This is a genomic window from Photobacterium damselae, from assembly GCF_003026815.1.
GTDB classification, from domain to species: Bacteria; Pseudomonadota; Gammaproteobacteria; order Enterobacterales; family Vibrionaceae; genus Photobacterium; species Photobacterium damselae.
This window is the reverse complement of sequence record NZ_PYOG01000002.1, coordinates 18567-45235: the sequence shown is the minus strand read 5'-3', so window position 1 is coordinate 45235 and position 26669 is coordinate 18567. Positions and strand designations below refer to the sequence as shown.

The window sequence follows — 26669 nt, the reverse complement described above, 5'->3', positions numbered from 1 at the left end:
CCAGACCCGACTTCAGGAGTGATTTTACGCATGCGCGCACTGGTTTTATTAATGCTGTTTGTGTCAACGTTGACCTTTGCACAAAACAGTGACCCAGAATTAGATAAGTTAAATCAATTAAATACAGAGATTACAGAACTCCAAAAAGAGTCTGTAACCATGACAGGAACATCTCAGGATGTGGTTCGCTTACAACTGCTCAATAAAAATGAGCAAATGCGTGATGTATTAAGCGGGCTTGTTGCAAATCATACCGAAGAAGATAAAGACAAGATTGTTGGACAAGTTCGTCAACAAATCCAATTTATTGGAACAGCAACAACCTATCTTAATAAAAAAATTAAAGATGATGAGAAGAAACTAGATAAAGCGAGTAATGAAGAAAAATTACTGGCTCAAAAAAATCTAGATGAAGCTCGTCGTTTTTCAGTTCGCCTACTGGGAGAACAATGGCAAAACTACCAGTGGATGAAGACTCTGGGTTTGCCTCAACCTAAATCAGAACAACGCTTGATGTCTGAGGTTGAGCATCAACTTGAGTTTATGTCTGCCGCGCTTAATTTTAACAGCCAGCAAGAAGAACTGTTGGGTAAACAGCTAAAATCAGCGGCAGAAAGCGAAAAAGCATCTGTACAAATTATGCATATCCTTGCTCAACGTAAAGTGGCAAGTGATACTCAGAGTCTCACTTATCTTGCTGGTGTTGCCGATAAGATGGGTATTGATACTTCTGAATATAAACAGCAGCTATTTGAAACAACAGGTAACGTAACTAACGATCTCCTAAACACCAAAGTTATTTGGTCGATTGTTTCATCTTGGACTCATGAGCTTGGCAGTTGGGTCTTTGCCAATGCCCCTCAAATGCTGTTTAAGATTCTGATTTTTGTTTTAATCATTTTCTTAGCTCGTGTACTGAAAAATTTAACTCGTAAAATGGTTAAACGCGCAGTGACATCACCAAACTTAAAGATGTCACAGCTAATGCAAGAATTCTTTATCTCAATGTCAGGTAAAGGTGTGTTCTGTATCGGCTTATTGATTGCATTATCACAAATCGGTCTTGACTTAACTCCTATCCTAACCGGTTTCGGTGTGGCGGGTGTGATCATCGGTTTTGCCTTACAGGATACTCTATCTAACTTTGCTTCAGGTATGATGCTGCTTATCTATCGTCCGTTTGATGTGGGTGATTTTGTAGAAGCTGGTAGCGTATCAGGTAAAGTAAGCCATATGAGCTTAGTTAATACCACCATCAAAACCTTTGATAACCAAATCATTATTGTGCCAAACAGTAAGATTTGGGGCGATATCATCAAAAACGTTACCCATGAACGTGTTCGCCGTGTCGATATGATTTTTGGCATTAGCTACAGCGATGATATTGAATTAACAGAAAAAGTATTACATGAAATTGTTGAGTCTCACGAAAGTGTATTACGTTCTCCAGAACCAACCATTAAATTACATACTTTAAATAGTTCTTCTGTCGACTTTATTGTTCGCCCTTGGGTGAAGACAGAAGATTATTGGGATGTTTATTGGGATATTACCCGTGAAGTGAAAATGCGCTTTGACCGTGAAGGTATCTCTATCCCATTCCCTCAACAAGATGTGCATTTACACATGGTTGAGAAAAAAGATGAAACCAATGTGGTCAGCAAACAAGCTTAATCTACATTAGCATAACAATAAAAAGGTAGGCTTAAACGTCTACCTTTTTGTTTATTTAGCCGCATAAAAAACCACCAGCAAGTCTGTTTTTTAGATCTTCACATCACAAATTGTATCTGAATATTCCGAAGCTCTTTATATTAATGATGATTCAGATTACATTTATCGACACTATGCTAACAATAGTAACCTAATTTGCGAGTATTCTTTTAGGTACTCAAATGACTTGAGTATAATAGTTGGCATGACTGAATTAGAAGAAGTTGAAGTGTATTTATGTGGTGATCTTGTTGATCGACTCATCACTTCATCTTTCGATTGCAACGAGCAACAATAGGGATATTCGCTATTCTCGCTCGATACGCAACATAATAAAATATCAGGACTAGATAATGAAAAAGCGTTTACTTACAGTATTGGCACTTCCTATGATGTTAGCAGCATGTGCGAGCAACAACGTAAATACACCAGCAAAACCTGCAACTGCGGCAGAGTTAACGGGTCAAACTTGGGTTCTAACAGAAGTTGATAACCAAGTTCTAAATATGGCAGAACCTGATGTAGCACCAACTCTTGAGCTATCAAAGGATCTAGGTGCAAGCGGTCACTCTGGCTGTAACCGTTACTTTGGTCAAGCTGAACTAAAAGACGGCCAACTACGCATTGAGAAAATGGGTATGACAATGATGGCATGTCCAGAGCCAGCGATGCTTGTTGAAGGCACTATTACAGAAGCACTAAGCAACTGGAGCACAGCTAAAGTTGCTGGTGATACTCTGACTCTTCAGTCACCAAAACACAAATTAACTTTTACTCGCAAAGCGGAAAACCAAGACGCTGAGTAATTTTTTGCCGTCTACCTGCAAGCTGTAAAAGCGAGTAAGCATAGAGAGAGCAGAAAAATAGAGTAAAAAATAACAAACCGAGTAGCCACCAAATCAATGATTAGGTTTACCTACTCGGTTTTTGTTTGTTATACGGTAAGCAATGTTATGCGGTATGCAACATTGTTTGGTGATATCGCAGTCGTAATTCTTTGGCAGCATCAACTAACACTTCAAGGGCGGCCTCACACTCCTGCCAGTTTCGTGTTTTTAAACCACAGTCAGGATTTACCCATAATTTTTGTGGTTCAATCCATCGCTCCGCTTTGGTTAACAGATCAATAATTGCTTGTTTACTCGGAATATTGGGTGAATGAATATCATACACTCCCGGTCCAATATCATTTGGGTAATTAAACGCTTCAAAAGCACCCAGCAATGCCATATCAGAGCGAGAAGTTTCAATCGTAATCACATCGGCATCAAGATCCGCCACAGCAGAAATAATATGATTAAACTCACTGTAACACATATGTGTATGAATCTGAGTCTCTGGCTTAGCACTACCTGCAGCGACCTTAAATGCATTCACCGCCCAAGTTAAATACGCTTCCCACTGTGATTCTTTTAAAGGTAACCCTTCGCGTAGAGCAGGCTCATCAATCTGGATAATCGCAATACCCTGCTGTTGCAAATCATCTACTTCATCTCGTAAAGCCAATGCAATTTGATTTGCAATCTCTTGTTTTGAAATATCTTCTCTTGGGAAAGTCCAAGCTAAAATCGTTACCGGCCCGGTAAGCATGCCTTTCACGGGTTTATCAGTTAGAGACTGAGCATAACTCGCCCACTCTAACGTAATCGGCTGAGAACGATAAATATCAGACACCACAATCGCAGGCTTCACACAACGCGAACCATAACTTTGAACCCATCCAAACTGAGTAGAGACAAAACCAGCCAAATGTTCAGCAAAATACTCGACCATATCATTACGCTCTGCTTCGCCATGAACCAGCACATCTAAACCGAGACGCTCTTGTCTTGCTATTGCATCTCTTATCTGTGCTTTCATTGCCGCATCGTAACTTGTTTTATCCAGACGGCCCGCTTTAAAGTCTCGACGTTGAGTGCGGATCTCACCAGTTTGAGGAAAAGAACCTATGGTCGTTGTCGGATACAGCGGCAGTTGTAATTTATTCTGTTGCAATACTTTTCGTTGGCTAAAACTCACAGCTCGCGAACTATTAGAAAAATCAGTGTTATTCACTCGCTGTTGTACTTCGCTATTATTGACTTCAGTATTTTTCTGGCGCGAGTGAATCACTTCGCTGTATGTTCGGCATTGAGCTTTAGCTTCGTCTTCTCCATCCAGCGCTCTTGCCAGTAAAGATAGTTCATGACATTTTTCATGAGCAAAAGCAAACCACTGTTTTACCTCAGGATTAAGTTTACTCTCTTGTGATAACTCAATTGGACTATGCAGCAGAGAACAAGAACTGGCTAACCACAAGCGTTCTCCTAGCAAGGCTTTAATCGGGGTTAACACTTCCAACCAAGATGCTAAATCTGCCCGCCAAACATTTCTGCCATTAATCACACCAGCAGAAAGCACCCAGTGATTTGGAATTGCATTGGCAACCTGACTCAATTGACTCGGCGAACTGACCGCATCGATATGAATTCCATCAATATTCAATTCGACTATTTTATCTAACTGCGAGGTAACATCATCAAAGTAAGTGGCCAGCAACAATTTACTGTAACCGTGAAGCATCTGATAAGTTAACTTAAATGAATGAATCCAATTGGTAGGTAACTCTAACGACAGTATTGGCTCATCAATTTGAACCCACTCAACCCCCAACGCTTTTAATTTACTCAGAATATGTTGATACGCAGCAATAAGCCTTGGCAGTAATGAAAGACGGTCAAAATTAGGATCCTCATCTTTTTCTGTTCCTAGCCAAAGATAAGACAGCGGTCCTAATAAAACGGGCTTTACTTGATGCCCCGCAGCTTGAGCTTGAGCCACTTCTTCAAACAGTTGTGGCCAACTCACAGTAAAACGATCATCTGCACTAAATTCGGGCACAATATAGTGATAATTTGTATTAAACCACTTGGTCATATCACCCGCAGCACAGCCACAACCGGTTGCCGTTTTACCACGAGCAATACCAAATAACGTATCTAAGGTAGGAAAACCGTGTTGGTGGCGCTTTGGTATGTGACCAAGCAAAAGACTGGTTCCAAGTACATGATCATACCAAGCAAAATCACCAACAGTCGCAAAGTCTAATCCCGTTTGCTGTTGCAGTTGCCAGTTCTCAATTCGAATTTTACTGCCAACATCCAGCAATTCAGATTGAGATATCTCTTGGCGCCAATATTTCTCTAGCGCAAACTTCAACTCACGTTTTTTACCAATACGCGGAAATCCTAAAATATGCGTTTTTGTTTTGTTTATTGTCATCGTGCAATCCCTTTACGTTATTCCATTACGTTCTGATTAGCCTTTACCTTGCGGGAAGCAAGAAGTGATAACAATCACAAAGAATTGAAGTAGATTATGAAATTTACTCAACTTACTAACATTGACATTATAGACGTCTAGATGTTTACAGCTCCATAGTTACACGTTACAGTGAATATCTAATGACTCATAAAATAACAAGGATCGTTGTTGTATGATTGAACTCAAACACCTCAAAACCCTAACAACATTACGAGAAACTGGCTCATTGAGTGCCACTGCAAATACACTGTGCCTCACTCAATCGGCTCTATCTCATCAAATCAAAGATCTTGAATTAAGACTCGGTTGCCAACTTTTTTTACGAAAAACTCGCCCGGTGAAATTTACGCAAGAGGGCCACTGCTTATTAACTTTAGCCGATGAGATCATCCCAAAAATCTTTCAAGCAGAAACAGATATCTCAGATCTACAGCAAAGTAATTCGGGTCGTTTACATATGGCTATTGAGTGCCATTCATGTTTTCAATGGCTCATGCCTGCTTTAAAAGAATATCAGCGCCATTGGTCAAATGTCGGCCTCGATTTTTCTTCTGGCTTTAGTTTTGAACCCATACCAGCATTGGCATCAGGCGAGTTAGATCTTGTGATCACATCTGATATTCAAACTCGCAGCGATATTCACTACGAGCCACTCTTTGATTTTGAAATGCGATTAATTGTTGCGAATCACTCACCTCTTGCCAAACTAACGTCGATAACACCGCAAGATCTGCAATCGCAAACCATAATCAGTTATCCAGTGCAGAAAAAGCGCCTTGATCTCGTTAAACATTTTCTACAGCCTGCCCACATCGAGCCACGGCAATGGAAACAAGCAGATAATACTTTAATGTTGATTCAAATGGTTTCAGCAAACTTAGGTGTTGCCGCTCTACCAAACTGGGCTGTAGATGATTTTGCCAAGCAAGGATTGATTAGCAGTAAACCGTTAGAGCAAGGACTATGGCGACGTTTATTTGCCGCAGTAAGAGAAGCAGATAAGAAAAAGCCTTATTTACAAGCCTTCTTTGCTACCGCTAAAGAGCAGTGTCAGCACCATTTAGCCGATATAAAAACAACCTCAATACACAAATAGCCTAGGCTCGTATATTGAGGTTGCGGTTTACCAATGTGATGATATTGCGAATAACACTTTTAGCGAAATTGATTGGTAAGAGGGTCGTATTGATACCCCATTTGTGCCATTTTTTCTGTTAATTCATCTTGATCAAGCTCATAACGGCTAACAAGCTCATCCATACTGCAACATTCTAAACGCAGTCTTTCATTAACAATACCGATAACAATGTTACCATCCATACCTAGTAAGTTATTGATCTCCATATAACCTCCAACCCTAAAATAGGTAACCACCTTATTAAGAATAGTCGCTATAACAATAAAGAGACCAAAAAAAGCCTCACCGATATCACAAATCGACAAGGCTCAATGTTTACAGAATTTGGGCGCTAAGTTTTAACGCTAAAAATCAATAAAATAAATTAAGCTGAATAGCACCAGAAAGAATCAAAAGAGCAAGAGCTACCAACAACTGCCACTTATTCACCGTTTTATGTAGCAGAATATGACCAACCCATACTAAAAGACTCGCTACCAGCAATACCAATGCAGCAATAAATGATCCCGTTAATTGGCTTACTTGTTGCTCACTCAATGTCATCATATGGGCACATAAGCACAAAACAGCCAAGATACCACTCGCAAACCCCGCAAAAGGCAGAATCTTATGAAAAGCTTGTAATCGAGTACGCGCTTGTGTCAACAATAAGTGACCGACTAAAGCACCAAATAGCACAATAGAAACAAGACTTAACCCAGTTTGCGCTAATGTCATTGATGGGAGAAGTAAAAGCCAACAAAAAGCGGCAAGAACATCGGCACCATAAAGGGCTTTAATTGGTCCCGCATCACGTGTTTTACCGGTTTTTACTTTTACTGTAAAAAAAGCTAGCGCTAAAAAAGGAAGAACAGCAAAAGGTTGAGCAATCGTTGCAATAATCCAACCGAGCAGCAATACCGGAAGGGTTTTATGTACTCGTCCACGTTGTCCAGGACAAATTTCCCCTTTGGTTAAAACAAGAGAAAACACCAGTTGTGCACCTAGCAGTGCAGGAATAAGAAATGTTAGGTAACCCGTTGCCATAATAATAAAAATCTAAACAGAGAATGGCACAAAGTATACTCAATAACAGAAGAAACTAAAAATACCGAATCTTGTCCTATCCTTAATATACCCAAGTAACCTCAAGTAGCTGAGTATAAAACGTAAACAACGAGGATCAGTCATGAAAAAATGGGCTTTATTAACAACCGCAATTATTTTAGGTGCAGGAAGTCTTTATGTTGGGGCGCAAAACAACGAATCAGAACCCTTAACTCAGTTAGTTAAGCATCCTCAACATTGGCAAGTCATGGTGCCAGATACTCAATCATCCATTCATTTAGATGCAATAGAGAAGTTGCAGCAACAACCTTATCTTGTTGGTCATTACCAAGGAGAAGATGAAGGAGATAACAGCACTATTTATCTAGACACCAATCAGATTAAACAAAGCAATAATTACTTAGCCTCAACCTTTATCATGACCAATTCAGGTAGCGGATCTTTCTATTATTTAGCTTTATTTAAAGAAAATGCCAACAAACTCAATAATGTTGCAAATGTGTTTATTGGCGATCGAATTGCAGTTGAAAAGATCAATATACTTAAAACCGATCCTGTCACGATCCAGATCGATTACAAAACCCACGGCGAAAACACGCCTTATGCCCTACCTGCTGATGTTGCCAAATCTCAAGTTTATGTTTTAGATAACAATCAACTGGTGCTCAAAAAATAACGGTACTAATTCCTTTTCCCCTTAGCGCCTTATATACCCAAGTCTATTCAGACAACATCATTTAGCGAGAATTACTTGGGTATATCCGCTATTTCTTACTCGATGATGCCTTATCTTCATCTAGTGGATACCAACGCAAATTGCCATTCGATTCATAATCAAAGGCTTCTTTACAGATCATATAATGCTTACCCACCTGCAGAATTGAACCAAGAGAGAACGATTTCCCATCGTAATAGCAAACTCGCTGTCCTAATAAGCCATCATTAACCACAACCACAGGTTTTACTGGTGTTGAGTAGGTCGCAGCCGATACAACGCCAGAACAAAGCAGAGCAAACAGTCCAATTAACTTCTTATTCATATAGTGACTCCTTACAGCGAACTATCTATGCCTATGATGAATAAAGAATATACAGTTTCAAATTAAAATAAACAGCATTCACGATAAAAGTAATACGCTCAAGTTCAAAGTTTTTGCGTTTTCGTTCATTAAATAATGTTCGTTCGCGCATTTTGAGGTACCGATCAAATAATACCCCCATAAAAAATGGCATATTTAGCCACAAGAAAGGAATCCATGCGGTTCTGTGTGAGCAAAAAAACAACAATAAGCGAAAACGAACATGACTAGTTGGTTTGAAACAGACGTCGTAATTATTGGTGGTGGCGCAACAGGTACAGGCATTATGCGTGACTGTGCACTACGTGGCATCAACTGCATACTTATCGAAAAGGATGATCTCGCCTCTGGTACAACCGGTCGAAATCACGGCCTACTTCACTCTGGTGCTCGCTATGCGGTAACAGACAGTGAATCTGCTCGTGAGTGTATTGTCGAAAACCGAATCCTGAAAAAAATAGCCCGTCACTGTGTTGAAGATACACAAGGTCTCTTTATCTCTTTGCCTGATGATGATCTCGATTTCCAAAAACAATTTATTACATCGTGTCAGCAAGCCGATATTGACGTAGAACAATTAACCCCTCAAGAAGCCCTACGTCTTGAGCCAAACTGTAACCCTAACCTAATTGGTGCAGTCAAAGTTCCAGATGGCACCTTAGATCCATTCCGATTAGCAGCGTCAAACGTAATTGATGCGGTTGAGCATGGTGCTCGATTATTTAACCACACTATGGTAACTAGCCTCATTCGTGATGGACATACGGTAAAAGGGGTTAATTGCCTAAATTTAAAAACAGGCGAACACTTTGAGATACGTGCAAAACAGGTAGTCAATGCCGCGGGGATCTGGGGCCAACAAATTTGTGAGTATGCCGATCTTAATATCAAAATGTTCCCAGCCAAAGGATCCCTATTGATCCTGGATTACCGCATTAACAATTTGGTGATCAACCGCTGTCGTAAACCATCCGATGCCGATATTTTGGTACCAGGTGATACCATCTCTCTTATTGGTACCACTTCTGAACGTATTGATTATGACAAAATTGATGATCTTCATGTCACCAGTAAAGAGATTGATATCTTACTTGAAGAAGGCACTAAACTTGCGCCAATTATGGCCAATACCCGCGTCCTTCGAGCCTATGCTGGTGTTCGCCCACTTGTTGCCGTAGATGGCGATACCAGCGGTCGAAATATCAGTCGAGGTATTGTTCTGCTTGATCACCATGAACGCGATGGTATGGACGGATTTATCACCATTACCGGCGGTAAGCTTATGACTTATCGCATGATGGCAGAATGGACGACCGATCTTGTTGCGAAAAAGCTGGGCAATACGATGCCTTGTATTACCCATGAGAAACCGCTTCCTGGTTCTGAGCAGGCATCAGATAACATTAAACATACCGCAAGCCTTGCTAAACCCGTCTACCAATCAGCGTATTACCGTCATGGTGAACGCGCCGCAAAATTCCTCAAAGAAGAGAAGAAAAGCCAAGCGGTTATCTGTGAATGTGAAATGGTGACCAGTGGCGAAGTGGAATACGCAATCAAAGAGCTAGATGTTCATAACCTCGTTGATCTACGTCGTCGAACTCGGGTTGGTATGGGTCCTTGTCAAGGCGAGTTATGCTCTTACCGTGCCGCAGGTCTCTTTGCCGAATATGGCGATGCAACTGGTACCCAAGCAAGTCAATTATTACAACATTTCTTAGAAGAGCGCTGGAAAGGGATCAAACCTGTTTTCTGGGGTGATGCCCTACGCGAAGGCGAATTTACCTATTGGATTTATGAAGGCTTATTTGGTGTTAGCGATATTCCACAAACCGATGAACAAAACCCACAACAACAGCAATACACAGACGAGGCCGCATTATGAAATTTGATACTTTAGTAATTGGCGGTGGCGTTGCTGGCTTAAGTGGTGCGATTCGTTGTGCTGAAGCTGGCTTAAAAACCGCCGTTGTTGCAGCAGGCCAAAGTGCCCTTCATTTTTCATCAGGATCAATTGATTTACTTAGCCGTCTACCCGATGGTCAATTAGTTGAAAAACCGTTTGATGCCTTTACTGAGCTGGCACTACAAAGCCCAAATCATCCCTACAGTAAACTGGGTTCAGATGTTGTGAAACGTGCTCTTGAGTGGTATCAACACACCATGGCAAAACGTGGTATTGAACTTAGCCATCAAGCAGATTTCACCAACCACTTACGTTTAACGCCAATGGGAACATTTCGTGCAACTTGGTTATCACAACAAACTGTACACCCCTTCCCTCTGCATAATTTAAGTAAAGGTATTCAGCGCCTTGCTTTAGTGACCATGGATGGATTCCGTGATTTTCAACCAGAATTGGCGGCAGATAATCTTCGCAAACTGTCTCAATTTAACCATGTTGAGATCATAACCGCCGCAGTTGAACTACCCGATTTTGCCAAAATGCAGCGTAATCCTTGTGAATTTCGTTCAATCGATATTGGCCGAGTACTCAAAGATGAAGCCAAATTAAAAGTCTTTGCTGATGATATGAAAATTCGGGTTGGTCGCGCAGATCTTGTTGTCGTTCCCGCTGTGTTTGGTAATGGCGATGGCGCAAAAGTAATTAAGCGTCTAGAGGAGCTAACAGGCTACAACATTTGTGAACTACCCACTATGCCGCCATCATTATTGGGTATTCGTATAGAAGAAGCGATGAAGGCCTATTTCAAATCATTAGGTGGTTTAATCTTAGTGGGTGATGAAGTTAAGCAAGGCGTCTTCGAACACGGTCGTTTAAAACATATTTTTACTCGTAACCATTGGGATATGCCTCTTCAAGCAGAGCACTACCTAATTGCAACGGGCAGTTTCTTCAGTAAAGGAATGACCGCTCATAGAACGCATATCGAAGAGCCTATTTTCAACTTAGATATGGCAGAAAACTCGCACCGCGATCACTGGTATCAAAAACAGTTTTTTGCCAAGCAAGCACATCCATTTATGGCCATTGGTATTGAATCTAATACCCAGTTACAACCAAGTATTCAAGGTCAAACGATAGAAAACCTCTATTGTGCCGGAGCACTTATGGCCCATTATGATCCTGTATTCCAAGGCTGTGGCAGTGGCGTAGCCATCAGTACCGGTTTTTATGTCGCAGAACAAATTATCAAGCAACACCAGCAAACAGAGCAACAAGTAGAAGGGGCAACAGCATGAGCCTACTAAAAGACACCAGTTTCGACCAATGTATTAAATGTACAGTATGTACCGTCTACTGCCCTGTTGCTAAAGCCAATCCTCAATATCCGGGCCCAAAACAGTGTGGACCAGATGGCGAACGCTTACGTATTAAAAGCCCTGATTTTTATGATGAAACCCTAAAGTTATGTACCAACTGCAAGCGCTGTGAAACCGCCTGCCCATCGGGTGTGAAAATTGGTGATCTGATTGCTTCAGCTCGTGATCAGCATGCCAAAATGGATCTGAACATTAAAACAATTCGTGATTTTGTCTTAAGTCACACCGATTTAATGGGTACTGTTGCAACACCTTTTGCGCCGGTTATCAATGCAGTAACAGGATCAAAGCCGGTCAAAACCATCATGCATAAAACCATTGGTGTACATGACCATAAAAGCTTACCGAAATACTCTCACGGTACTTTCCGTGGCTGGTATAAAAAACACGGTCAAGAACAGCAAAACTTTACTCGTCATGTGCACTATTTCCACGGTTGCTATGTAAATTATAACAATCCAGACCAAGGTAAAGATTTTGTCAAAGTGATGAATGCAATGGGATTAGGCGTCCAGTTGATGGGTAAAGAGAAATGCTGCGGCGTACCTCTAATTGCTAATGGATTCTTTGATAAAGCGAAGAAAAACGCTCGTCTTAATGTTAAAAACTTTGAACAAGCCATTGAGCAGTATGATTCAACTATCGTCTCAACCTCTTCCACTTGCGCCTTTACATTACGCGAAGAATATCCTCATGTATTAAAGGTTGATAACAGCAAAGTAGCCAACAAAATTGAGTATGTGACGAAGTTTTTATTGAAAGAGTTCATGAACGGCAATATGCCAAAAATGAAGCCAATTAATAAAAAAGTGGTTTACCACACACCATGTCACCTTGAGCGCATGGGTGGAACCTTATACACCATCGAACTGCTTAAAATGATCCCTGGGCTAGAACTTCAAGTGCTTGATAGTCAATGCTGTGGTCTTGCCGGAACTTACGGCTTTAAGACTGAAAACTACGACACTTCAATGAAGATAGGTCACGACTTATTTGAACAAATCAAAGCTGCGGATGCCGATTTTGCAATTACCGACTGTGAAACATGTAAGTGGCAAATTGAAGAGAACACACAGCTAGAAACCATCCATCCAATCTCTTTATTAGCGATGGCTTTAGCTGATTAATTTATTAAGCTTATAACAATAATTAACACTTCCTCTATTATTGATCTTAACGCAGCACTTCCCCCCGATTAGTGCTGCGTTTTTTTATTTCGCAGTAGCAACCGATTGATTAACTTGGGAAGTATGAGAGCGATGTAACCACCAGCAAATAACATAAGCCAATAAATATAAAACCGAGCCACCAGTAACAACACCAAGCCATGCACCGTGCTGCCAGCAATAAATTAAGAAAAATCCACCTAAGCTGCCACCAACATAATAGTGAACTAAATACAGTGCCGTTGCCGTTGCTTTGGCGTCGGTCGCCTTATGACTAACCCAAGCATAAGCCAATGAGTGCGTTAAAAATGCGCCAGAACTGATCAATAGCAAGGCAATTAACATCGCATAGATAGAATCAATCAGTGCAACCCACATACCCAGCATACTGATAGTAATACCGAGTACCATGCCCGAAATAGAACCAAATTTTTCAGCCCAGCGACCACTTAAACGTGCTGTTACCGTACCTGTTAAATAACAGAGAAAAATCATTGAAGCGTAACTTACAGGTAAATTATAAGGTGGCGCAACCAGACGGAACCCCATCACAGAATAGAGGTTAACAAATAGAGCAAAGTTAATTCCGCCAAGAATCATAGCGAACCACAATTTAGGTTGGCGTAGATGGAAAATAGCCGCTTGCGTATGTTGTTTTAATTGACCTTTTTTGGCGACAAAATGCTGTTGCTGTGGCAGTAAATAATTTACTAATAACGCGCCAAATAAGCTAAATATTGCCATACCAATCACGGCAGCATGCCAACCGAAATGCTCCGTCATAAAGCCGCCGTATAAACGACCAGAAATACCCCCTAGTGAGTTAGCACTGATATAACTTCCGACAGCAAGCATCAAAGCCGTTGGCGTAAACTCTTCTGCCATATAAGCCACCGCAACCGCTGCAAATCCCGCAAGTGCCGCGCCCATTAAAGCCCGAGCAATTGTCAGCCAAAAGAGATTGTCGGCAAACACCATCGCAACTCCAATAACGGGTAATAAAAAGAGACTTATCATCATCACTTTTCGGCGACCAATGATTTCAGAACCCACCGCCCAAGGAACAAGCGTAATAGCTAACATGAGCGTTCCTCCGGCAAGTAACCAGTTTATTTGTGTTTCGCTCACTGCAAAATGCTGCGCCATTACCGGAAGCATGGGCTGAAAAAGGTAGAGGTTACAAAACACAAGAAAAGAGCCAAATGCCAAGGCAAAGCTCGCTCGTCGGTATGCGGGAGTATTTTTCTCAATCATCGCATATAGCCTATTAAAGAAATGATATCTGCGATAAAAGTAGCAATTTACTCTCGATAGTTAAAATATATAATAACTATAACTTCTATAAACAAAGATTATAGTAAATGGATACTCGACTGCTCACCTATTTCCATGCTCTTGCCGAAGCGGGCAATTTTACCAAAGCTGCAGAAAAGCTTCATATTGCTCAACCCGCGCTCAGCGTTGCGATTAAGAAATTAGAACAACAGCTTGAACTCGACTTATTTCATCGTAATGAGCGAAAAATCACTCTAACTCATGAAGGTGAAGTGTTACTGCAACATGCAAAGATCATTCTTCAACAGTTAAAAGATGCCAATATTGCCATGGCAGAACTACGAGGATTAGAAAAAGGAGAAGTTCGTTTAGGTGTACCGAGTATGCTGGGATCTTACTTTTTCCCTCAAATCTTAATGGGGTTTAAAAGCCGTTATCCAAACTTAAAGTTGACCATGGTCGAGGCAGGTACTCAATCAATTCGAAAAATGTTGGTAGATGGTGAACTCGATCTTGGGGTTATTATCAATGAAAATGTGCCCGACTCTCTGAATGTTGAACATCTACTCACTTCACAAATGGTGGCCGTTGTTAGCCCAGAGCACCCTTTTGCTCAACAGAATCAGGTTAATTTTGATGATTTTTTTCAACAAGAGATGGTGATGTTTAAGACCGGATATTTCCACCGTGAATTTATTGATCGAGTATGTAGCGACTATCAACTTGAGCCAAAGATCTCATTTGAGACCAATTTATTACCGATGATCTTAAACATCGTTCGTCATGATTTTGCTGTATCAGCCTTACTAGAGCTTGTAACAGAGCATGAATCTGGAGTGACTGCGGTACCTTTTGCTACACCAGTTTATCTCGATATCGCAATGGCTTGGCGTAAAACCGGGTATCTTTCACTTGCCGAAAGAACTTTTATGGACTTTGTTAAACAACATTGTCAAAAATAAGAATTAATTTCATTTACATCACAATACGTTAGCAGCCATAAGCAACAATTTTATTATCTTGTTAGTTTTTTATAACAATTGGCGAGAATAATAACCTTAATTTTATATTTACAGCTCATTTTTGAAGTCTTTTCATGTCTGTAGCACTAATTTAACATCGCAAAATAATTTCTGTCTCAGATCATAACTTTTGCAGATAGGTATCGTTACAAGCAATTTTTTTCGCTACATTGCCCAATACATAATTTGTAAAATTTTTGCATTATTGGTTCACAATATTGCTTTTTTTGTTTGTAACAGTGGTTTAAATGAGGACATTCCCATGTTGGAATTATTGATTGGTCTGGCAATCACCATTGCCGTAGGCTATTTCATTGTGAAGGGATACAAAGCAGCTGGTGTGCTATTAACTGCCGGTATTTCACTGCTTATTATTGCAGGTATATTAGGTCACACTATCCTACCGGCAAAGGTAACATCAACAGGTAATCTATTTACCGATTCTCTTGAGTATGTGAAATACATGCTTCAGTACCGTGGGGGCGGCCTGGGCTTACAGATCATGTTGCTATGTGGTTTTGCAAGCTATATGACTCACATTGGTGCCAACAACGTCGTTGTAAAACAATTTTCTAAACCACTGTCGTTTATCAAATCACCTTACATCTTATTAGTTGCGGCATACATTGTTGCCTGTCTAATGTCTCTTGCGGTAAGTTCTGCAACAGGTCTTGGTGTGCTATTAATGGCGACCCTATTCCCAATGATGACAGCAATGGGTATTTCTCGCCCAGCGGCGGCGGCTGTGTGTGCTTCACCAGCGGCAATCATTTTATCGCCAACATCTGGTGACGTTGTCGTTGCAGCAGAAAAATCGGGTCTACCTCTGCATGTATTTGCGGTAGAAACCGTTCTTCCTGTCTCTATCTGCGCCATCATCGTTATGGCAGTAGCTGCATTTTTCTGGAACAAGTATCTAGATAAGAAAAACAACACTCCAATGGAGAAAGTAGACATTTCTCATATGGAAGTGAAGGCACCAAGCTACTACGCTATCTTGCCTTTCCTACCAATCATCGGTGTTTTTGTTTTCAACGGTGAAACTATCCCTGGCTTAAAACTAGATATCTACACTATCGTTGTTTTATCTATCACTATCGGTGCTTTAGTCGATTACGCGACAAACCGTTTAAATGGTAAGCTAACTTTAGAAAATCTTGAATCGTGCTACGCCGGTATGGGCGATGCGTTTAAAGGCGTGGTAATGCTATTAGTTGCCGCAGGTGTGTTTGCTCAAGGTCTAATGTCAGTCGGTGCTATCGATAACCTACTGCATCTTGCAGACGAAGCGGGCGCTGGTGGTGTTGCTCTAATGCTACTTCTAACAGCATTAACAGTTGCAGCAGCAATTGCAACAGGTTCAGGTAATGCACCATTCTACGCGTTTGTAGAACTTGCACCACAGCTAGCAGGTAAGCTAGGTCTAAGCCCTGCCTTCCTAATTATCCCTATGCTACAAGCGTCTAACTTAGGTCGTACTATTTCACCAGTATCTGGTGTTATCGTTGCAACATCTGGTATGGCACAAATTAGCCCATTTGATGTGGTTAAGCGTACTGTTGTTCCGGTTATCGCAGGTCTAATTACTGTTATCGTCGGTACTATGGTTCTGGTACCTATGTACGCTTAAGCTTTAGTTTAAAACCAAAGCAAATCATTAACCCCATGGTGTTTCGCATCATGGGGTTTTGTTTATCTGAAAATACAAAAAGATACATCCAGTAATTTGAAAAGGTGAATGCTGGGAAAACGTTCGAATAATAGATAAACAGAGATCGAGTAATCGGATAGGCAAGTAGATAATAGACAGATAGAAAAAAAGCCACCCAGAACAAACTGGATGGCTTAATTTGGCTCCTCCTGCTGGACTTGAACCAGCGACATACGGATTAACAGTCCGCCGTTCTACCGACTGAACTAAGGAGGAATAATAATGGTGGTGGGGGAAGGATTCGAACCTTCGAAGGCAGTGCCGGCAGATTTACAGTCTGCTCCCTTTGGCCACTCGGGAACCCCACCAAATTTTTTGCTAAAGCTCGGTAAAACCCAACTTTAAAATAAGTGGCGGAGAGATAGGGATTTGAACCCTAGATACGCTACAAACGTATGCCGGTTTTCAAGACCGGTGCTTTCAACCACTCAGCCATCTCTCCGCAAGTGCGATGAATAATATAGAAGAGCTGAGCTGTTGTAAAGTATCTTTTTATTTAACTGCGCATCATATAACCAGTTAAACCAATAATTTAGCTATTTTTATCACACGATAAGAAACTGATTAATTTGCGTTCTGACTATTGGTGATGATTCAAACAAAACCCTGCGTTTATTATTGGCAGGGTTTTATGCTTGAAACTAAAAATAGCGTTTATCTATTTAGGTTATTGAGTTAATACCAAAGCTCGTGCCACCTTGTAGCTATCAACAAAAGAAGAAATTGGCAAAAACTCAAAAGCGCTGTGAAAATTATGTGCTCCGGTAAAGAAGTTTGGCGTAAACAACCCTTTGACAGATAACGCCGACCCATCGGTACCGCCTCGCATTGCAATTGTTTTAGCAGGAATCTCTAACTGCTCAAGCACCTGATACAAACGCGTTAAAGCTTGGGTATTCACCCCCATAGCTTGAGCAATATTGCTATACACATCTTGAATATCCAACTCAATCACTGCCTTAGGGTGTTTGATCTGCAAAAAATCGACCAACGACATAAGGTAAGATTTACGCTGCTCATAGTTCATTAAATCAAAATCACGAATAGCAACCATCGCAGATGCACTATTTTGATTACCCATAATATCTGTAACCCAAAAGTACCCTTCTCGCTCTGCGGTTTGCTCAGGCTTACCCATATCATTTAGCAGAGAAATAAAATCAGCCACAACTAAGTTAGGGTTCACTAAAACATTCTTCGCACTCATCGGGTGAGCGGTGATCCCATCAACAGTAAGTTTTGCACTACCAGCATTAAAGGTCTCATAAATAACCTCCCCCCGTTCACAACAATCTATGGTGTAACATAAATCAACCGGGAACTGGGCTAAATCTAACTGTTTCGCGCCACGTAAACCAATTTCCTCATCGGGAACAAAAGCAAAATAGATATCACCATGCACTGCTGTTTGTTGAGAAAGCTCTTGGGCTAGCGTCATCAAAATTGCAATTGCAGACTTATTATCCGCTCCCAAAACACTGGTACCATCAGAAAAAAGAATATCTTGCTGACGGTACTTCGCCAACTCTGGGTGAGAAGCTTCACTGATATGGATGCCTAGAGCTTCATTGAGACAAAGTGGCTCACCTGCGTAATGTAAAACTTGCGGCTTAATCTCAGCACTTAGCCCCACATCAACCGTATCTAAATGTGCAACAAAACCTATCTTAGGTAACGATGCCTCTCCCGGTATTCGAGCAATCAAAATGCTGTTAGGTAATAGTTCTGTATCGTGATACCCCATATCCATCAATTCAGACTTAAGCAATGTCGCTAACTCACGCTGTCCTTCTGATGATGGAACGGCTAAATTACTGGCATCAGATTGGCTACTCACTGCCACATAGCGAGTGAAATTATTGATTAATGTTTGTTGAATATTCATTTGTCCCACCCACTTATCCATAGGTATAACCGCTATTAAAGCCAAGAGGAATGTCCAGCCCCCAGAATAGATACAGCATGGCCGTTAAGGTAACCAATAAACCAATTGAATACGGCACCATCATCGACACTAAGGTTCCGATCCCCGATTGACTAGAATAACGCTGCATATAAGAAATAATTAGAGGATAAAACGCAAACATTGGCGTGCTAACGTTTACGGCACTGTCTGAAATACGAAATGCCGCTTGTGTTAGCTCTGGTGATAAGCCCACAGCCATCAACATAGGCACTAATACTGGCGCTAAAATGGCCCATTTAGAAGAAGCAGAGGTAATGATCAGGTTTAGACAAGCGGTTAGCAAAATCACACCTAGAATCGTCACTTGACCCGGTAAGTTGATGGCTTTTAATGCTTCTGCACCTGATAGAGCAATTAAACTGCCAATGTTTGATTTACCAAAGCAATATAAGAATTGCGCACAAAAGAAAGCAAAAACAATAAAAGAAATCAGTGATGCAGTAATATTCTCCATTGATTTAGTGACATCTTTAGCACTTTGAAAACGCTGACTCACAAAACCATAAACCAAGCCAGGTAAAGCAAAAAAGACCAATAGCAGAGGAACAATCACTTGCATAGCAGGAGCTTGAGGACTGGTTAATGACCCATCAGGTGCTCTAAATAGTGAGTTTTCAGGCACCATCAAGGCAACCACCACCGCCACTAAAGCCAACATTGAATAGTTAGCTACCTTAAATGCTTTTGTCTCTTTAGCCGTTAATGTTTCGCTACTTTCATCTTGTTGAGCAACATCAATCGGCATCGATTTTTTTAATCTTGGCTCTACGATTTTATCGGTCACATACCAACAACAACCGATCACGGCAAAAGTTGAAGCAAACGAATAAAAGAAATTACACAGCACGTTCACCGAATAAGTTGGATCTAGCACCCTAGCCCCAGTTTCAGTAAAGCCTGCAAGGATAGGATCAATAATCGATGGAGTGTAAGATGCGGTAAAACCACCAGCAAGGCCAGCAAACCCAGCCGCAATACCCGCTAAAGGATGTTTACCTGTTTTATAAAAGATATAAGCAGAGACTGGCATTAGAATGACATAAGCCGAATCAGAAGCTACGTGAGCTAAAATGCCAATAAAAATAACCGAAGGAGTCACCACCGATAAAGGAACAAAAGAAAGCAGCTTTTTCAGTGCAGTAGAGATATAGCCAGAGCCTTCAGCAATACCTATGCCTAACGTAGCAACAATAACGATACCCAGAGGAGGAAAATTAACAAAGTTTTTCACCATTGAAGTAAAAAGAGCCATCAGCTCAGAAGAAGTAAAAAGATTAATCACTTCAATCGGTTGTTTGGTTAAGGGGTGAATATACTCAAAGGTAAACCAAGACAAAACAGCAGAAAGTCCAATACACAACAGGGTTGCCATAAAAAACAACATTGTTATATCGGGAATTTTATTACCTATCGCCTCTATATTATCAAGCCAACTTCGCTTACTCGGTTTTAAAACATCAACATCCATTGTCATAACGCTATCCTAATTAATTGCAGAGATAGCTTCATTATCTTTTTAGTTCAAAAATAGACAATGCAAAATAGAGTGACTAAAACACCAGAACTCTGTTTGTTTTTCGAACCCTTTCAACAAGAAAGATACAACTAAAAAACATTATACAAGGTGGGAATATTCACAGAATACCGAGCATTTGATAGCGGAATGGTACTATGCTAATGATTTTATATGAAGGCAGATAGAAAAAAAGCCACCCAGAACAAACTGGATGGCTTAATTTGGCTCCTCCTGCTGGACTTGAACCAGCGACATACGGATTAACAGTCCGCCGTTCTACCGACTGAACTAAGGAGGAATAATAATGGTGGTGGGGGAAGGATTCGAACCTTCGAAGGCAGTGCCGGCAGATTTACAGTCTGCTCCCTTTGGCCACTCGGGAACCCCACCCAAATTATTAATGGTGCCGACTACCGGAGTCGAACTGGTGACCTACTGATTACAAGTCAGTTGCTCTACCTACTGAGCTAAGTCGGCACATATCTTTTACTTAAGCTCGGAAAATCCAAACTTAAAGAATAAATGGCGGAGGGATAGGGATTTGAACCCTAGATACGCTACAAACGTATGCCGGTTTTCAAGACCGGTGCTTTCAACCACTCAGCCATCCCTCCGCAGATGCAGCGAATAATATAGAACTGTTTTTACCTTGTAAACCCCAAAAACAACCGTTTGAGCAACAAATACTCTAGTTTTGAGGAACTGATCTAAAATAAGGCAAAAACAGCTGATATTTCTTTTACTTATCAGTAACCGCTAGCAATTTATAGGCAATTACATAGAGCTGCTCTTGGTCTGGATAAATCTCTTTGATCAGATCCTTTAGATTTTGCAGTTCCATAAACTCTTGTTGAGCATGAAATTCATTAATTTCCTCAAACAAAATAGGTTCAACCGACTCAATTTCGATTTCACAAAACTTTTTATTGGTTTCTAAGGTAAAGACCTCAACTTGACTACCAGGTAGATAGTAACTTTCAGACTCATCGCGAATCGTAATGGTTTTATTGCCAGAAACAATCAATGGCGCTAACCATTCAAAGAACGTAATTTTAGTTGGAACCTGGGACATGCTTTTAACCCTTAGTCATACACTCCCCTTCGATATACAGCGAATAGCAAAAAAGCACAATAGAGAGATGTCACAATTTACAGTTATGGTCAAATCGTTACATTTTATCTTTCTATACCAATATCTAATTTAGAGTAACTGAGTATCTAAATCCTCCCTTTATTGATAAGTAGAATCTCGCTCCATGAAGCTACTTGAGTATATAATCGACAGCTCAACTCATTAAAGGATTAACCATGGACAGCAAGCAGCGTATGCACTCTCAGCAAGTGTATTTTTGTGATGATAGCGAACTCGTTAAAGAGCAACTCATATGTTTAGAACGACTGTACGACTTTAATCACTCACGTCCATCACACATCGAGCAACGACAAGCTTTAATGAAAGAGATGTTTGCCTCTGTCGGTAAAGATTGTTATATCGAACCGCCATTACACGCTAACTGGGGTAAACATACTCATTTGGGCGACAGTGTTTATGCTAATTTCAATCTGACATTGGTTGATGATACTCATATTTATATCGGTAACCATGTGATGATCGGCCCAAATGTCACTATTGCCACTGCAGGCCACCCTATTACACCAGAACTACGTAAACAGGTTTCTCAGTTTAATATTCCAGTGCATATTAAAGATAATGTTTGGTTGGGTGCTCATTGTGTTGTCTTACCTGGGGTCACTATTGGTGAAAACAGTGTCATCGGTGCTGGCAGTATTGTGACGAAAGATATTCCAGCTAATGTTGTTGCGGTTGGGAACCCTTGCAAAGTATTGCGCCCAATTAATGAGCGCGACCGTGAATTTTATTATCAAAACCGACGCTTTGATGATGAAGTATTGGCTGCAATTTAATTAATCGCCAAGCATCGACTGTTCTAGCTGCTGCTTAAGCTTAGTTAACTGCTCATAGGCAGCTGGATCGCCTTGGTAAAAATCATAGGGTTTATCGTGTAACGCACAAACAGTACCAACAACCTGATCACCATAAAAAAGTGGAAAACCTAGATATGTTCCTAAACCAAACTTCACCCAATCTTCATTACCTTGCCACTGGGGATCGATACTTGCGTCCATAACCAATAACTCTTGTTGCGTATTAACGACCTGTTCGCAATAGAGCTTATGACAGCCAGCTTGTACACTTTTGGGACCTCGGTCTCCTACTCTATAAACAGGCTGATCATTGGCAAATATCACTTCCATTGTCTCGGGATGTGATTGCATCACTAAAATCGAGTGAATCCCAGATTGTTGAGCAAGCAAGTTAAGAGTTTTCACCCAACGTAATTGATCTTCTTGTAATTTAGTAAACACCATTTTTTCGTCCTTTTTTTGGTATTGTTGTATCAGACCTAAAAGAGAAAAAATAACTTTCACGATTTGAAATATTTTTTTGAAAGATACGGTCAACTAATTTATGACTTTCTAATATTAAATATCGTCATGATAAAGGACTGGATATGGCTACAATTAGATAACCCTTTAATCTTATTTTTCTCAATTATCTTTATTTCATATATTTGGGAAGATGCTGCACTATTTTTAGCTGCTGGGTTATATCTTCAAGATGAACTATCTTTTTCAACTGCTTATTTATCGATATTTATTGGTTTAATGAGCGGGGATTACTGTGTTTATTTACTGGGACGAACTGCAAAGCATCATCGTAGTTTATATCGTTATATTTCAAGTAAACCATATTGGCAGAAAATACAATCATTATGCTCAACTAAAAGCTATCAAACTATTTTCATTGCACGTTGTTTACCAGGATTTCGAACAATTACTTATATGGTATTAGGTTATATTCAATTACCACATAATCTTATGATTAAAGGATTAATTTTTAGTGGAGCAATTTGGATTAGCGCGATATTCGCATTAGCTTATATATTTAAACAATTAGTACTTGACCACCCTAACCTTGCCACACTTCTACTTGGCATATTCTTACTTATCACCCTGAGTTTAATTTATTTATTAAAAAAAAACATTAGAGAAAAAACGGCCTTATAATGAAAATATTATTCAAAAACAAATCAATCTCTTGGTTTGAGTTTTTACCTTCATGGGTGATGTATTTACCCGTTGCAGTCTATTGCCTTTATCTCTCCATTCGTTATAAACATTGGGCACTACCTTTGATTGCAAACCCAGGTATTGCGCTTAGTGGTATGGTTGGTGAAGAAAAATCAGCCGTTTTTAAGCAACTTGGCACAAAAGGAAAAGCCAAGGTAGAACCTTATATTGTCTGCATTAAGCAAATAGATTTGAAGTTGGACCATTATTTAGCCCAACTAGAAGGTGCCAATTTATCTTTTCCTGTGGTCGCGAAACCCGATATTGGTTGTCGAGGTGCAGGTGTTAAGTTAATTAATTCACCGGAACAATTACACGCATATATAAATAACTATCCGAACCATCAACAATTTTTACTACAAAAGAAAGCCGATTGGCCTCATGAAGCAGGTATTTTCTATGTCCGTTTTCCAAACCAGGAGTTAGGTTTTATTCTTTCGATTACCTTGAAAATATTACCCACAATTATCGGAGATGGGATCAATTCTATTCAACAACTGATAGAACAAGATCCGCGAGCACAACATCTAACCCACCTTTATTTTCCTGCCTTATCACAACGCTTACCGGAGATTTTACCTAAAGGCGAGATTCTGGAACTGGTTTTTACTGGTAATCATTGTCGAGGAGCCATATTCAAAGACGGCAATCAATTTATTACCGATCAATTAAATTTAGCAATGAATGAAATTTTATTGGATATGGACGGTTTCTATTATGGCAGGCTCGATATTAAATTTAAGGATTTAGACAGTCTGCAAAAAGGTGAAAACTTTTCCATCTTAGAAATAAATGGAGCAAGTAGTGAAGCTGCTCATATTTGGGATAGTAATGGAACCTTCTTCCCTGCCATAAAAATGCTTTGCCAGCAGTATAAAATTTTATATCAGATTGGTGACTTACACAGAAGAAATGGGTATCCACTTCCCTCGTTAAAACATTTATTAATTGCATGGAAAAAAGAAAGGGCCTTAGTTCAGGATTACCAACAACTGTATTAATTAAAAGGAATAACCATGAAAAAACTATTACTTATCTTTAGCTTATTGTTTTCTTTTTCTAGCTATGCGGCAGATCCAATCTATACCAAAATTTTCAGTAGTAAAGCTGTCGATGGTTACGATGTTGTTTCGTATTTTACTGAGGGAAAACCCACTAAAGGCGATCAGCAATTTCATACAGAATATCAAGGAGCAACATGGTTATTTAGTTCCAAAGAGAATCTAGCATTATTTAAACAAGATCCAACCAAATATGCACCTCAATATGGTGGTTATTGTGCATGGGCAGTTGGCGCGGATAATTCTCTTGCTCCGGGCAATCCTAAGTATTGGAAAATCGTTGATGGAAAGCTCTATCTTAACTACGACAAAAGCGTGCAAGAAACTTGGCTTACTGATATACCCGGATTTATCACTAAAGCTAACCACAACTGGCCTGCATTGATTAAGTAACGGAAGGTATCAGATGACAGAGCTTCAACCTTTTTCTTTACCTAAAAAAACACCGCTAGGTCTTTTTGAACGATCCATGGAACATTTAACTGGGTTATCTCAACTTCAAGCGCTTTATGAGCAACGCCCTCAAGCATTATCTTCGGCTGAGTTCTTACGCTATACCTTACGTAGCCTGAATGTTCGTAGTCGCTATTTACGTAAAGACTTTGCGCAACTACCTAAAACTGGCCCTGTCGTTATTGTTGCTAACCATCCTCTAGGGGGATTAGAAGGTGTCATTCTAGCCTCTCTTATTTTGGCTCATCGACCGGATCTTAAACTCTTTGCCAATGAACTTTTGTATTCCATCCCTGAATTGCGCGATATCTTTATCCCTGTCGATGTCTTTTCAACAACCAAAGCAAAAGTGACCAACAGCAATGCGTTAAATGAAGGTCGAGAGCATCTCAAAAATGGAGGGGTATTATTAGTATTTCCTGCAGGAGCTGTTTCAACACAGCAAGCAGATAATGTTATTGATGACCTACCATGGCGACACAGTGCAGCCAAATTGGCAATAGAAACGGGCGCAATCGTCTGTCCTGTTTATATTCAAGGACAAAACAGCCGAGCTTTCTATCGTGCAAAAAAGATTCATTCACTATTAGGTACCTGTATGTTAGGCCGTGAGCTGCTCAATAAGTCAGGTACTTGTTTAGGCGTGGCTGTTGGTGATTTGGTTAAACCAGCAACCCTATATCACTATAAAACCATACCGCAAGTAACAGCTTACTTACGTATGCTCACATACAGTTTAGAACAATCAATAAAACCGAGACCTGAGACATTAGCGAACACTTACTCAAACACTATCTCTTTGCCTATCGATTCACGTAAACTGCTTGTTGATATTGAACATTTACCAGAAGAAGCCAAACTGATCAGTCAGGGCGGAATGAGTGCTTATATTGCTAATGTACAACAGATACCTAACCTGATCTTAGAAATTGGACGATTGCGAGAAAGTGTCTTCCGTGCTGTTGGCGAAGGTACAGGACAAAGTATTGATACGGATCAGTTCGATAAAACCTATCTCCATCTTTTTGTCTGGGATCATAAAGACAATAAGCTAGTGGGTGCTTACCGTTTAGGCTTAGTTGATAAAATCTTGCATCAAGGGAATCTTGCCACACTTTATACATACAGTTTATTTCGCTACGACAATACGTTATTAAAACAATTTGGCCCGAGTATTGAGTTGGGGCGCTCTATTATTGCGAAAAAATACCAACGCTCACCCACTGCTTTAGCTTTATTATGGCGGGGAATCTGTACCTTTATTAGTCGAAACCCTAAATACACCCATTTGTTTGGCCCTGTCACCATCAGTAATCGTTACTCTAAGGTTAGCCAACAAATGATGGGGGAAGTGTTAAGTCGAGAGTTTGGCGATACCGCTTTAAGTCGATGTGTTCAGCCAAGAAGTCCGTTTCAATCTCAACATTACACATGGTTTAATGACTCTATCCATAATTTAAAACAACTCGACCATTTTATTTCGCAACAAGAAAATGAAGCTTCTGGTATTCCAGTGTTATTACGGCAATACTTAAATATTGGCGGCAAGGTGATTGCCTTTAATGTGGATCACGATTTTCAAGATGCTCTGGATGGACTACTAGTGGTAGATCTGCGAGATGTGAGTCAGCGTCAACTGGCTAAATATATGGGAACTCATGCTGCCACTTCTTATCTTTCTTATCATAAAGCACATAATGATACCTATAACAGATAAAATAAGAGTAATTTATCGTTTTTAATTATCAATCATCGTATGCTAGTTACATTATTTCTTTACC

At 40.3% G+C, this 26669-nt stretch carries 23 protein-coding genes and 7 tRNA genes; 14 read left to right on the top strand and 16 right to left on the bottom strand.

The genetic code is table 11. From position 1 onward, the window contains the following. The first annotated feature begins 30 nt into the window (after window positions 1-30). Entirely contained in the window at window positions 31-1674 is a 1644-nt protein-coding gene (locus tag CTN07_RS03120) for a mechanosensitive ion channel family protein (RefSeq protein WP_005298688.1), read from the top strand. A 392-nt stretch (window positions 1675-2066) separates the two neighbouring features. After that, window positions 2067-2519, top strand: a complete 453-nt coding sequence (locus CTN07_RS03115; RefSeq protein WP_005298686.1) for an META domain-containing protein — start codon at window positions 2067-2069, stop codon at window positions 2517-2519. Between the two features lie 145 nt (window positions 2520-2664). Here the strand turns inward: CTN07_RS03115 and metE are convergent, their stop codons facing one another. After that, on the bottom strand, window positions 2665-4974 hold the full coding sequence (gene metE, locus CTN07_RS03110; RefSeq protein ID WP_005298683.1) for a 5-methyltetrahydropteroyltriglutamate--homocysteine S-methyltransferase: 2310 nt from the start codon (window positions 4972-4974) through the stop codon (window positions 2665-2667). A 214-nt stretch (window positions 4975-5188) separates the two neighbouring features. Here metE and CTN07_RS03105 point away from each other — a divergent pair, with 214 nt between their 5' ends. Continuing rightward, entirely contained in the window at window positions 5189-6112 is a 924-nt protein-coding gene (locus tag CTN07_RS03105; protein WP_005298682.1) for a LysR substrate-binding domain-containing protein, read from the top strand. Window positions 6113-6171: 59 nt separating this feature from the next. Here the strand turns inward: CTN07_RS03105 and CTN07_RS03100 are convergent, their stop codons facing one another. Both CTN07_RS03100 and CTN07_RS03095 read right to left on the bottom strand, forming a co-directional pair. Then, complete coding sequence (locus CTN07_RS03100) at window positions 6172-6360, bottom strand: DUF4250 domain-containing protein (RefSeq protein ID WP_005298680.1); 189 nt, start codon at window positions 6358-6360, stop codon at window positions 6172-6174. A 145-nt stretch (window positions 6361-6505) separates the two neighbouring features. Continuing rightward, window positions 6506-7180 carry an HI_1241 family integral membrane domain gene (locus tag CTN07_RS03095; RefSeq protein ID WP_005298678.1) on the bottom strand — a complete coding sequence of 225 codons (675 nt, stop codon included), beginning with the start codon at window positions 7178-7180 and terminating at the stop codon, window positions 6506-6508. Between the two features lie 142 nt (window positions 7181-7322). On the opposite strand from CTN07_RS03095, the gene CTN07_RS03090 reads away from it, so the two are divergent. After that, complete coding sequence (locus CTN07_RS03090; protein WP_005298676.1) at window positions 7323-7877, top strand: hypothetical protein; 555 nt, start codon at window positions 7323-7325, stop codon at window positions 7875-7877. An 88-nt stretch (window positions 7878-7965) separates the two neighbouring features. On the opposite strand, the gene CTN07_RS03085 is transcribed toward CTN07_RS03090, so the two are convergent. Continuing rightward, a complete protein-coding gene (locus CTN07_RS03085; RefSeq protein ID WP_036763571.1) occupies window positions 7966-8241 on the bottom strand; it encodes a DUF1496 domain-containing protein in 276 nt (91 codons plus the stop codon). A gap of 262 nt (window positions 8242-8503) precedes the next feature. On the opposite strand from CTN07_RS03085, the gene glpA reads away from it, so the two are divergent. Genes glpA through glpC form a run of 3 tightly spaced genes read left to right on the top strand, consistent with a single transcriptional unit; the run spans window position 8504 to window position 12692 of the window. After that, on the top strand, window positions 8504-10165 hold the full coding sequence (glpA, locus tag CTN07_RS03080; protein WP_036763568.1) for an anaerobic glycerol-3-phosphate dehydrogenase subunit A: 1662 nt from the start codon (window positions 8504-8506) through the stop codon (window positions 10163-10165). After that, on the top strand, window positions 10162-11484 hold the full coding sequence (gene glpB, locus CTN07_RS03075) for a glycerol-3-phosphate dehydrogenase subunit GlpB (RefSeq protein WP_005298672.1): 1323 nt from the start codon (window positions 10162-10164) through the stop codon (window positions 11482-11484). Before glpA ends, glpB begins: the two co-directional genes overlap by 4 nt. Continuing rightward, complete coding sequence (glpC, locus tag CTN07_RS03070) at window positions 11481-12692, top strand: anaerobic glycerol-3-phosphate dehydrogenase subunit GlpC (protein WP_005298671.1); 1212 nt, start codon at window positions 11481-11483, stop codon at window positions 12690-12692. The genes glpB and glpC overlap by 4 nt, the downstream gene beginning before the upstream one ends. 84 nt (window positions 12693-12776) lie before the next feature. Here the strand turns inward: glpC and CTN07_RS03065 are convergent, their stop codons facing one another. Then, the gene (locus CTN07_RS03065; RefSeq protein ID WP_005298669.1) at window positions 12777-13985 is read right to left on the bottom strand and encodes an MFS transporter; all 1209 of its coding nucleotides are present in this window, start codon (window positions 13983-13985) and stop codon (window positions 12777-12779) included. A 107-nt stretch (window positions 13986-14092) separates the two neighbouring features. On the opposite strand from CTN07_RS03065, the gene CTN07_RS03060 reads away from it, so the two are divergent. Together CTN07_RS03060 and dcuC are read left to right on the top strand one after the other, a co-directional pair. Beyond that, window positions 14093-14968 (top strand): LysR family transcriptional regulator, encoded by an 876-nt coding sequence (locus CTN07_RS03060; RefSeq protein WP_005298667.1) that lies wholly within the window; start codon window positions 14093-14095, stop codon window positions 14966-14968. Window positions 14969-15290: 322 nt separating this feature from the next. Continuing rightward, a complete protein-coding gene (gene dcuC, locus CTN07_RS03055; RefSeq protein ID WP_036763566.1) occupies window positions 15291-16658 on the top strand; it encodes an anaerobic C4-dicarboxylate transporter DcuC in 1368 nt (455 codons plus the stop codon). A 221-nt stretch (window positions 16659-16879) separates the two neighbouring features. On the opposite strand, the gene CTN07_RS03050 is transcribed toward dcuC, so the two are convergent. The 10 genes from CTN07_RS03050 to yqfB form a co-directional block, all read right to left on the bottom strand. Next, window positions 16880-16955, bottom strand: a tRNA-Asn gene (locus CTN07_RS03050). 7 nt (window positions 16956-16962) lie between these two features. After that, window positions 16963-17047, bottom strand: a tRNA-Tyr gene (locus tag CTN07_RS03045). A gap of 43 nt (window positions 17048-17090) precedes the next feature. Then, a tRNA-Ser gene (locus tag CTN07_RS03040) sits at window positions 17091-17181 on the bottom strand. A 225-nt stretch (window positions 17182-17406) separates the two neighbouring features. Further along, a complete protein-coding gene (gene pepT, locus CTN07_RS03035; protein ID WP_036764923.1) occupies window positions 17407-18624 on the bottom strand; it encodes a peptidase T in 1218 nt (405 codons plus the stop codon). A gap of 13 nt (window positions 18625-18637) precedes the next feature. Beyond that, window positions 18638-20179 (bottom strand): AbgT family transporter, encoded by a 1542-nt coding sequence (locus CTN07_RS03030; protein ID WP_005298663.1) that lies wholly within the window; start codon window positions 20177-20179, stop codon window positions 18638-18640. 264 nt (window positions 20180-20443) lie between these two features. Next, a tRNA-Asn gene (locus CTN07_RS03025) sits at window positions 20444-20519 on the bottom strand. Between the two features lie 7 nt (window positions 20520-20526). Next, window positions 20527-20611: transfer RNA gene (locus CTN07_RS03020), tRNA-Tyr, on the bottom strand. A gap of 11 nt (window positions 20612-20622) precedes the next feature. Beyond that, window positions 20623-20698 (bottom strand) — tRNA-Thr (locus tag CTN07_RS03015). 46 nt (window positions 20699-20744) lie between these two features. Beyond that, window positions 20745-20835: transfer RNA gene (locus CTN07_RS03010), tRNA-Ser, on the bottom strand. 125 nt (window positions 20836-20960) lie between these two features. Then, window positions 20961-21293: a N(4)-acetylcytidine aminohydrolase gene (yqfB, locus tag CTN07_RS03005; RefSeq protein WP_036763561.1), complete on the bottom strand. Its 333-nt coding sequence runs from the start codon at window positions 21291-21293 to the stop codon at window positions 20961-20963. Between the two features lie 236 nt (window positions 21294-21529). Here yqfB and CTN07_RS03000 point away from each other — a divergent pair, with 236 nt between their 5' ends. Further along, a complete protein-coding gene (locus CTN07_RS03000; protein ID WP_005298661.1) occupies window positions 21530-22147 on the top strand; it encodes a sugar O-acetyltransferase in 618 nt (205 codons plus the stop codon). Here the strand turns inward: CTN07_RS03000 and CTN07_RS02995 are convergent, their stop codons facing one another. After that, window positions 22148-22612: a GAF domain-containing protein gene (locus CTN07_RS02995; RefSeq protein WP_036763558.1), complete on the bottom strand. Its 465-nt coding sequence runs from the start codon at window positions 22610-22612 to the stop codon at window positions 22148-22150. 126 nt (window positions 22613-22738) lie between these two features. Here CTN07_RS02995 and CTN07_RS02990 point away from each other — a divergent pair, with 126 nt between their 5' ends. The 4 genes from CTN07_RS02990 to CTN07_RS02975 are packed head-to-tail and all read left to right on the top strand — an operon-like array spanning window position 22739 to window position 26605. Continuing rightward, window positions 22739-23311 (top strand): DedA family protein, encoded by a 573-nt coding sequence (locus tag CTN07_RS02990; RefSeq protein WP_005298653.1) that lies wholly within the window; start codon window positions 22739-22741, stop codon window positions 23309-23311. Further along, on the top strand, window positions 23311-24375 hold the full coding sequence (locus CTN07_RS02985; RefSeq protein WP_005298651.1) for a hypothetical protein: 1065 nt from the start codon (window positions 23311-23313) through the stop codon (window positions 24373-24375). The genes CTN07_RS02990 and CTN07_RS02985 overlap by 1 nt, the downstream gene beginning before the upstream one ends. A gap of 15 nt (window positions 24376-24390) precedes the next feature. After that, entirely contained in the window at window positions 24391-24828 is a 438-nt protein-coding gene (locus tag CTN07_RS02980) for a YHS domain-containing (seleno)protein (RefSeq protein ID WP_036763548.1), read from the top strand. Between the two features lie 13 nt (window positions 24829-24841). Beyond that, entirely contained in the window at window positions 24842-26605 is a 1764-nt protein-coding gene (locus CTN07_RS02975) for a bifunctional lysophospholipid acyltransferase family protein/GNAT family N-acetyltransferase (protein WP_005298648.1), read from the top strand. Window positions 26606-26669: the final 64 nt, after the last annotated feature.

Bases quoted from the DNA above. Each gene is read 5' to 3' on its own strand.
- dcuC (WP_036763566.1), top strand. From the start codon at position 15,291: ATGTTGGAATTATTGATTGGTCTGGCAATCACCATTGCCGTAGGCTAT.
- CTN07_RS03065 (WP_005298669.1), bottom strand. From the start codon at position 13,985: ATGATTGAGAAAAATACTCCCGCATACCGACGAGCGAGCTTTGCCTTG.
- CTN07_RS03000 (WP_005298661.1), top strand. From the start codon at position 21,530: ATGGACAGCAAGCAGCGTATGCACTCTCAGCAAGTGTATTTTTGTGAT.
- CTN07_RS03030 (WP_005298663.1), bottom strand. From the start codon at position 20,179: ATGACAATGGATGTTGATGTTTTAAAACCGAGTAAGCGAAGTTGGCTT.
- CTN07_RS03105 (WP_005298682.1), top strand. From the start codon at position 5,189: ATGATTGAACTCAAACACCTCAAAACCCTAACAACATTACGAGAAACT.
- pepT (WP_036764923.1), bottom strand. From the start codon at position 18,624: ATGAATATTCAACAAACATTAATCAATAATTTCACTCGCTATGTGGCA.
- CTN07_RS03095 (WP_005298678.1), bottom strand. From the start codon at position 7,180: ATGGCAACGGGTTACCTAACATTTCTTATTCCTGCACTGCTAGGTGCA.
- CTN07_RS03085 (WP_036763571.1), bottom strand. From the start codon at position 8,241: ATGAATAAGAAGTTAATTGGACTGTTTGCTCTGCTTTGTTCTGGCGTT.
- glpB (WP_005298672.1), top strand. From the start codon at position 10,162: ATGAAATTTGATACTTTAGTAATTGGCGGTGGCGTTGCTGGCTTAAGT.
- glpA (WP_036763568.1), top strand. From the start codon at position 8,504: ATGACTAGTTGGTTTGAAACAGACGTCGTAATTATTGGTGGTGGCGCA.
- CTN07_RS02975 (WP_005298648.1), top strand. From the start codon at position 24,842: ATGACAGAGCTTCAACCTTTTTCTTTACCTAAAAAAACACCGCTAGGT.
- glpC (WP_005298671.1), top strand. From the start codon at position 11,481: ATGAGCCTACTAAAAGACACCAGTTTCGACCAATGTATTAAATGTACA.
- CTN07_RS02980 (WP_036763548.1), top strand. From the start codon at position 24,391: ATGAAAAAACTATTACTTATCTTTAGCTTATTGTTTTCTTTTTCTAGC.
- yqfB (WP_036763561.1), bottom strand. From the start codon at position 21,293: ATGTCCCAGGTTCCAACTAAAATTACGTTCTTTGAATGGTTAGCGCCA.
- CTN07_RS03090 (WP_005298676.1), top strand. From the start codon at position 7,323: ATGAAAAAATGGGCTTTATTAACAACCGCAATTATTTTAGGTGCAGGA.
- CTN07_RS03115 (WP_005298686.1), top strand. From the start codon at position 2,067: ATGAAAAAGCGTTTACTTACAGTATTGGCACTTCCTATGATGTTAGCA.
- CTN07_RS03100 (WP_005298680.1), bottom strand. From the start codon at position 6,360: ATGGAGATCAATAACTTACTAGGTATGGATGGTAACATTGTTATCGGT.
- CTN07_RS02990 (WP_005298653.1), top strand. From the start codon at position 22,739: ATGATAAAGGACTGGATATGGCTACAATTAGATAACCCTTTAATCTTA.
- CTN07_RS02985 (WP_005298651.1), top strand. From the start codon at position 23,311: ATGAAAATATTATTCAAAAACAAATCAATCTCTTGGTTTGAGTTTTTA.
- CTN07_RS03120 (WP_005298688.1), top strand. From the start codon at position 31: ATGCGCGCACTGGTTTTATTAATGCTGTTTGTGTCAACGTTGACCTTT.
- metE (WP_005298683.1), bottom strand. From the start codon at position 4,974: ATGACAATAAACAAAACAAAAACGCATATTTTAGGATTTCCGCGTATT.
- CTN07_RS02995 (WP_036763558.1), bottom strand. From the start codon at position 22,612: ATGGTGTTTACTAAATTACAAGAAGATCAATTACGTTGGGTGAAAACT.
- CTN07_RS03060 (WP_005298667.1), top strand. From the start codon at position 14,093: ATGGATACTCGACTGCTCACCTATTTCCATGCTCTTGCCGAAGCGGGC.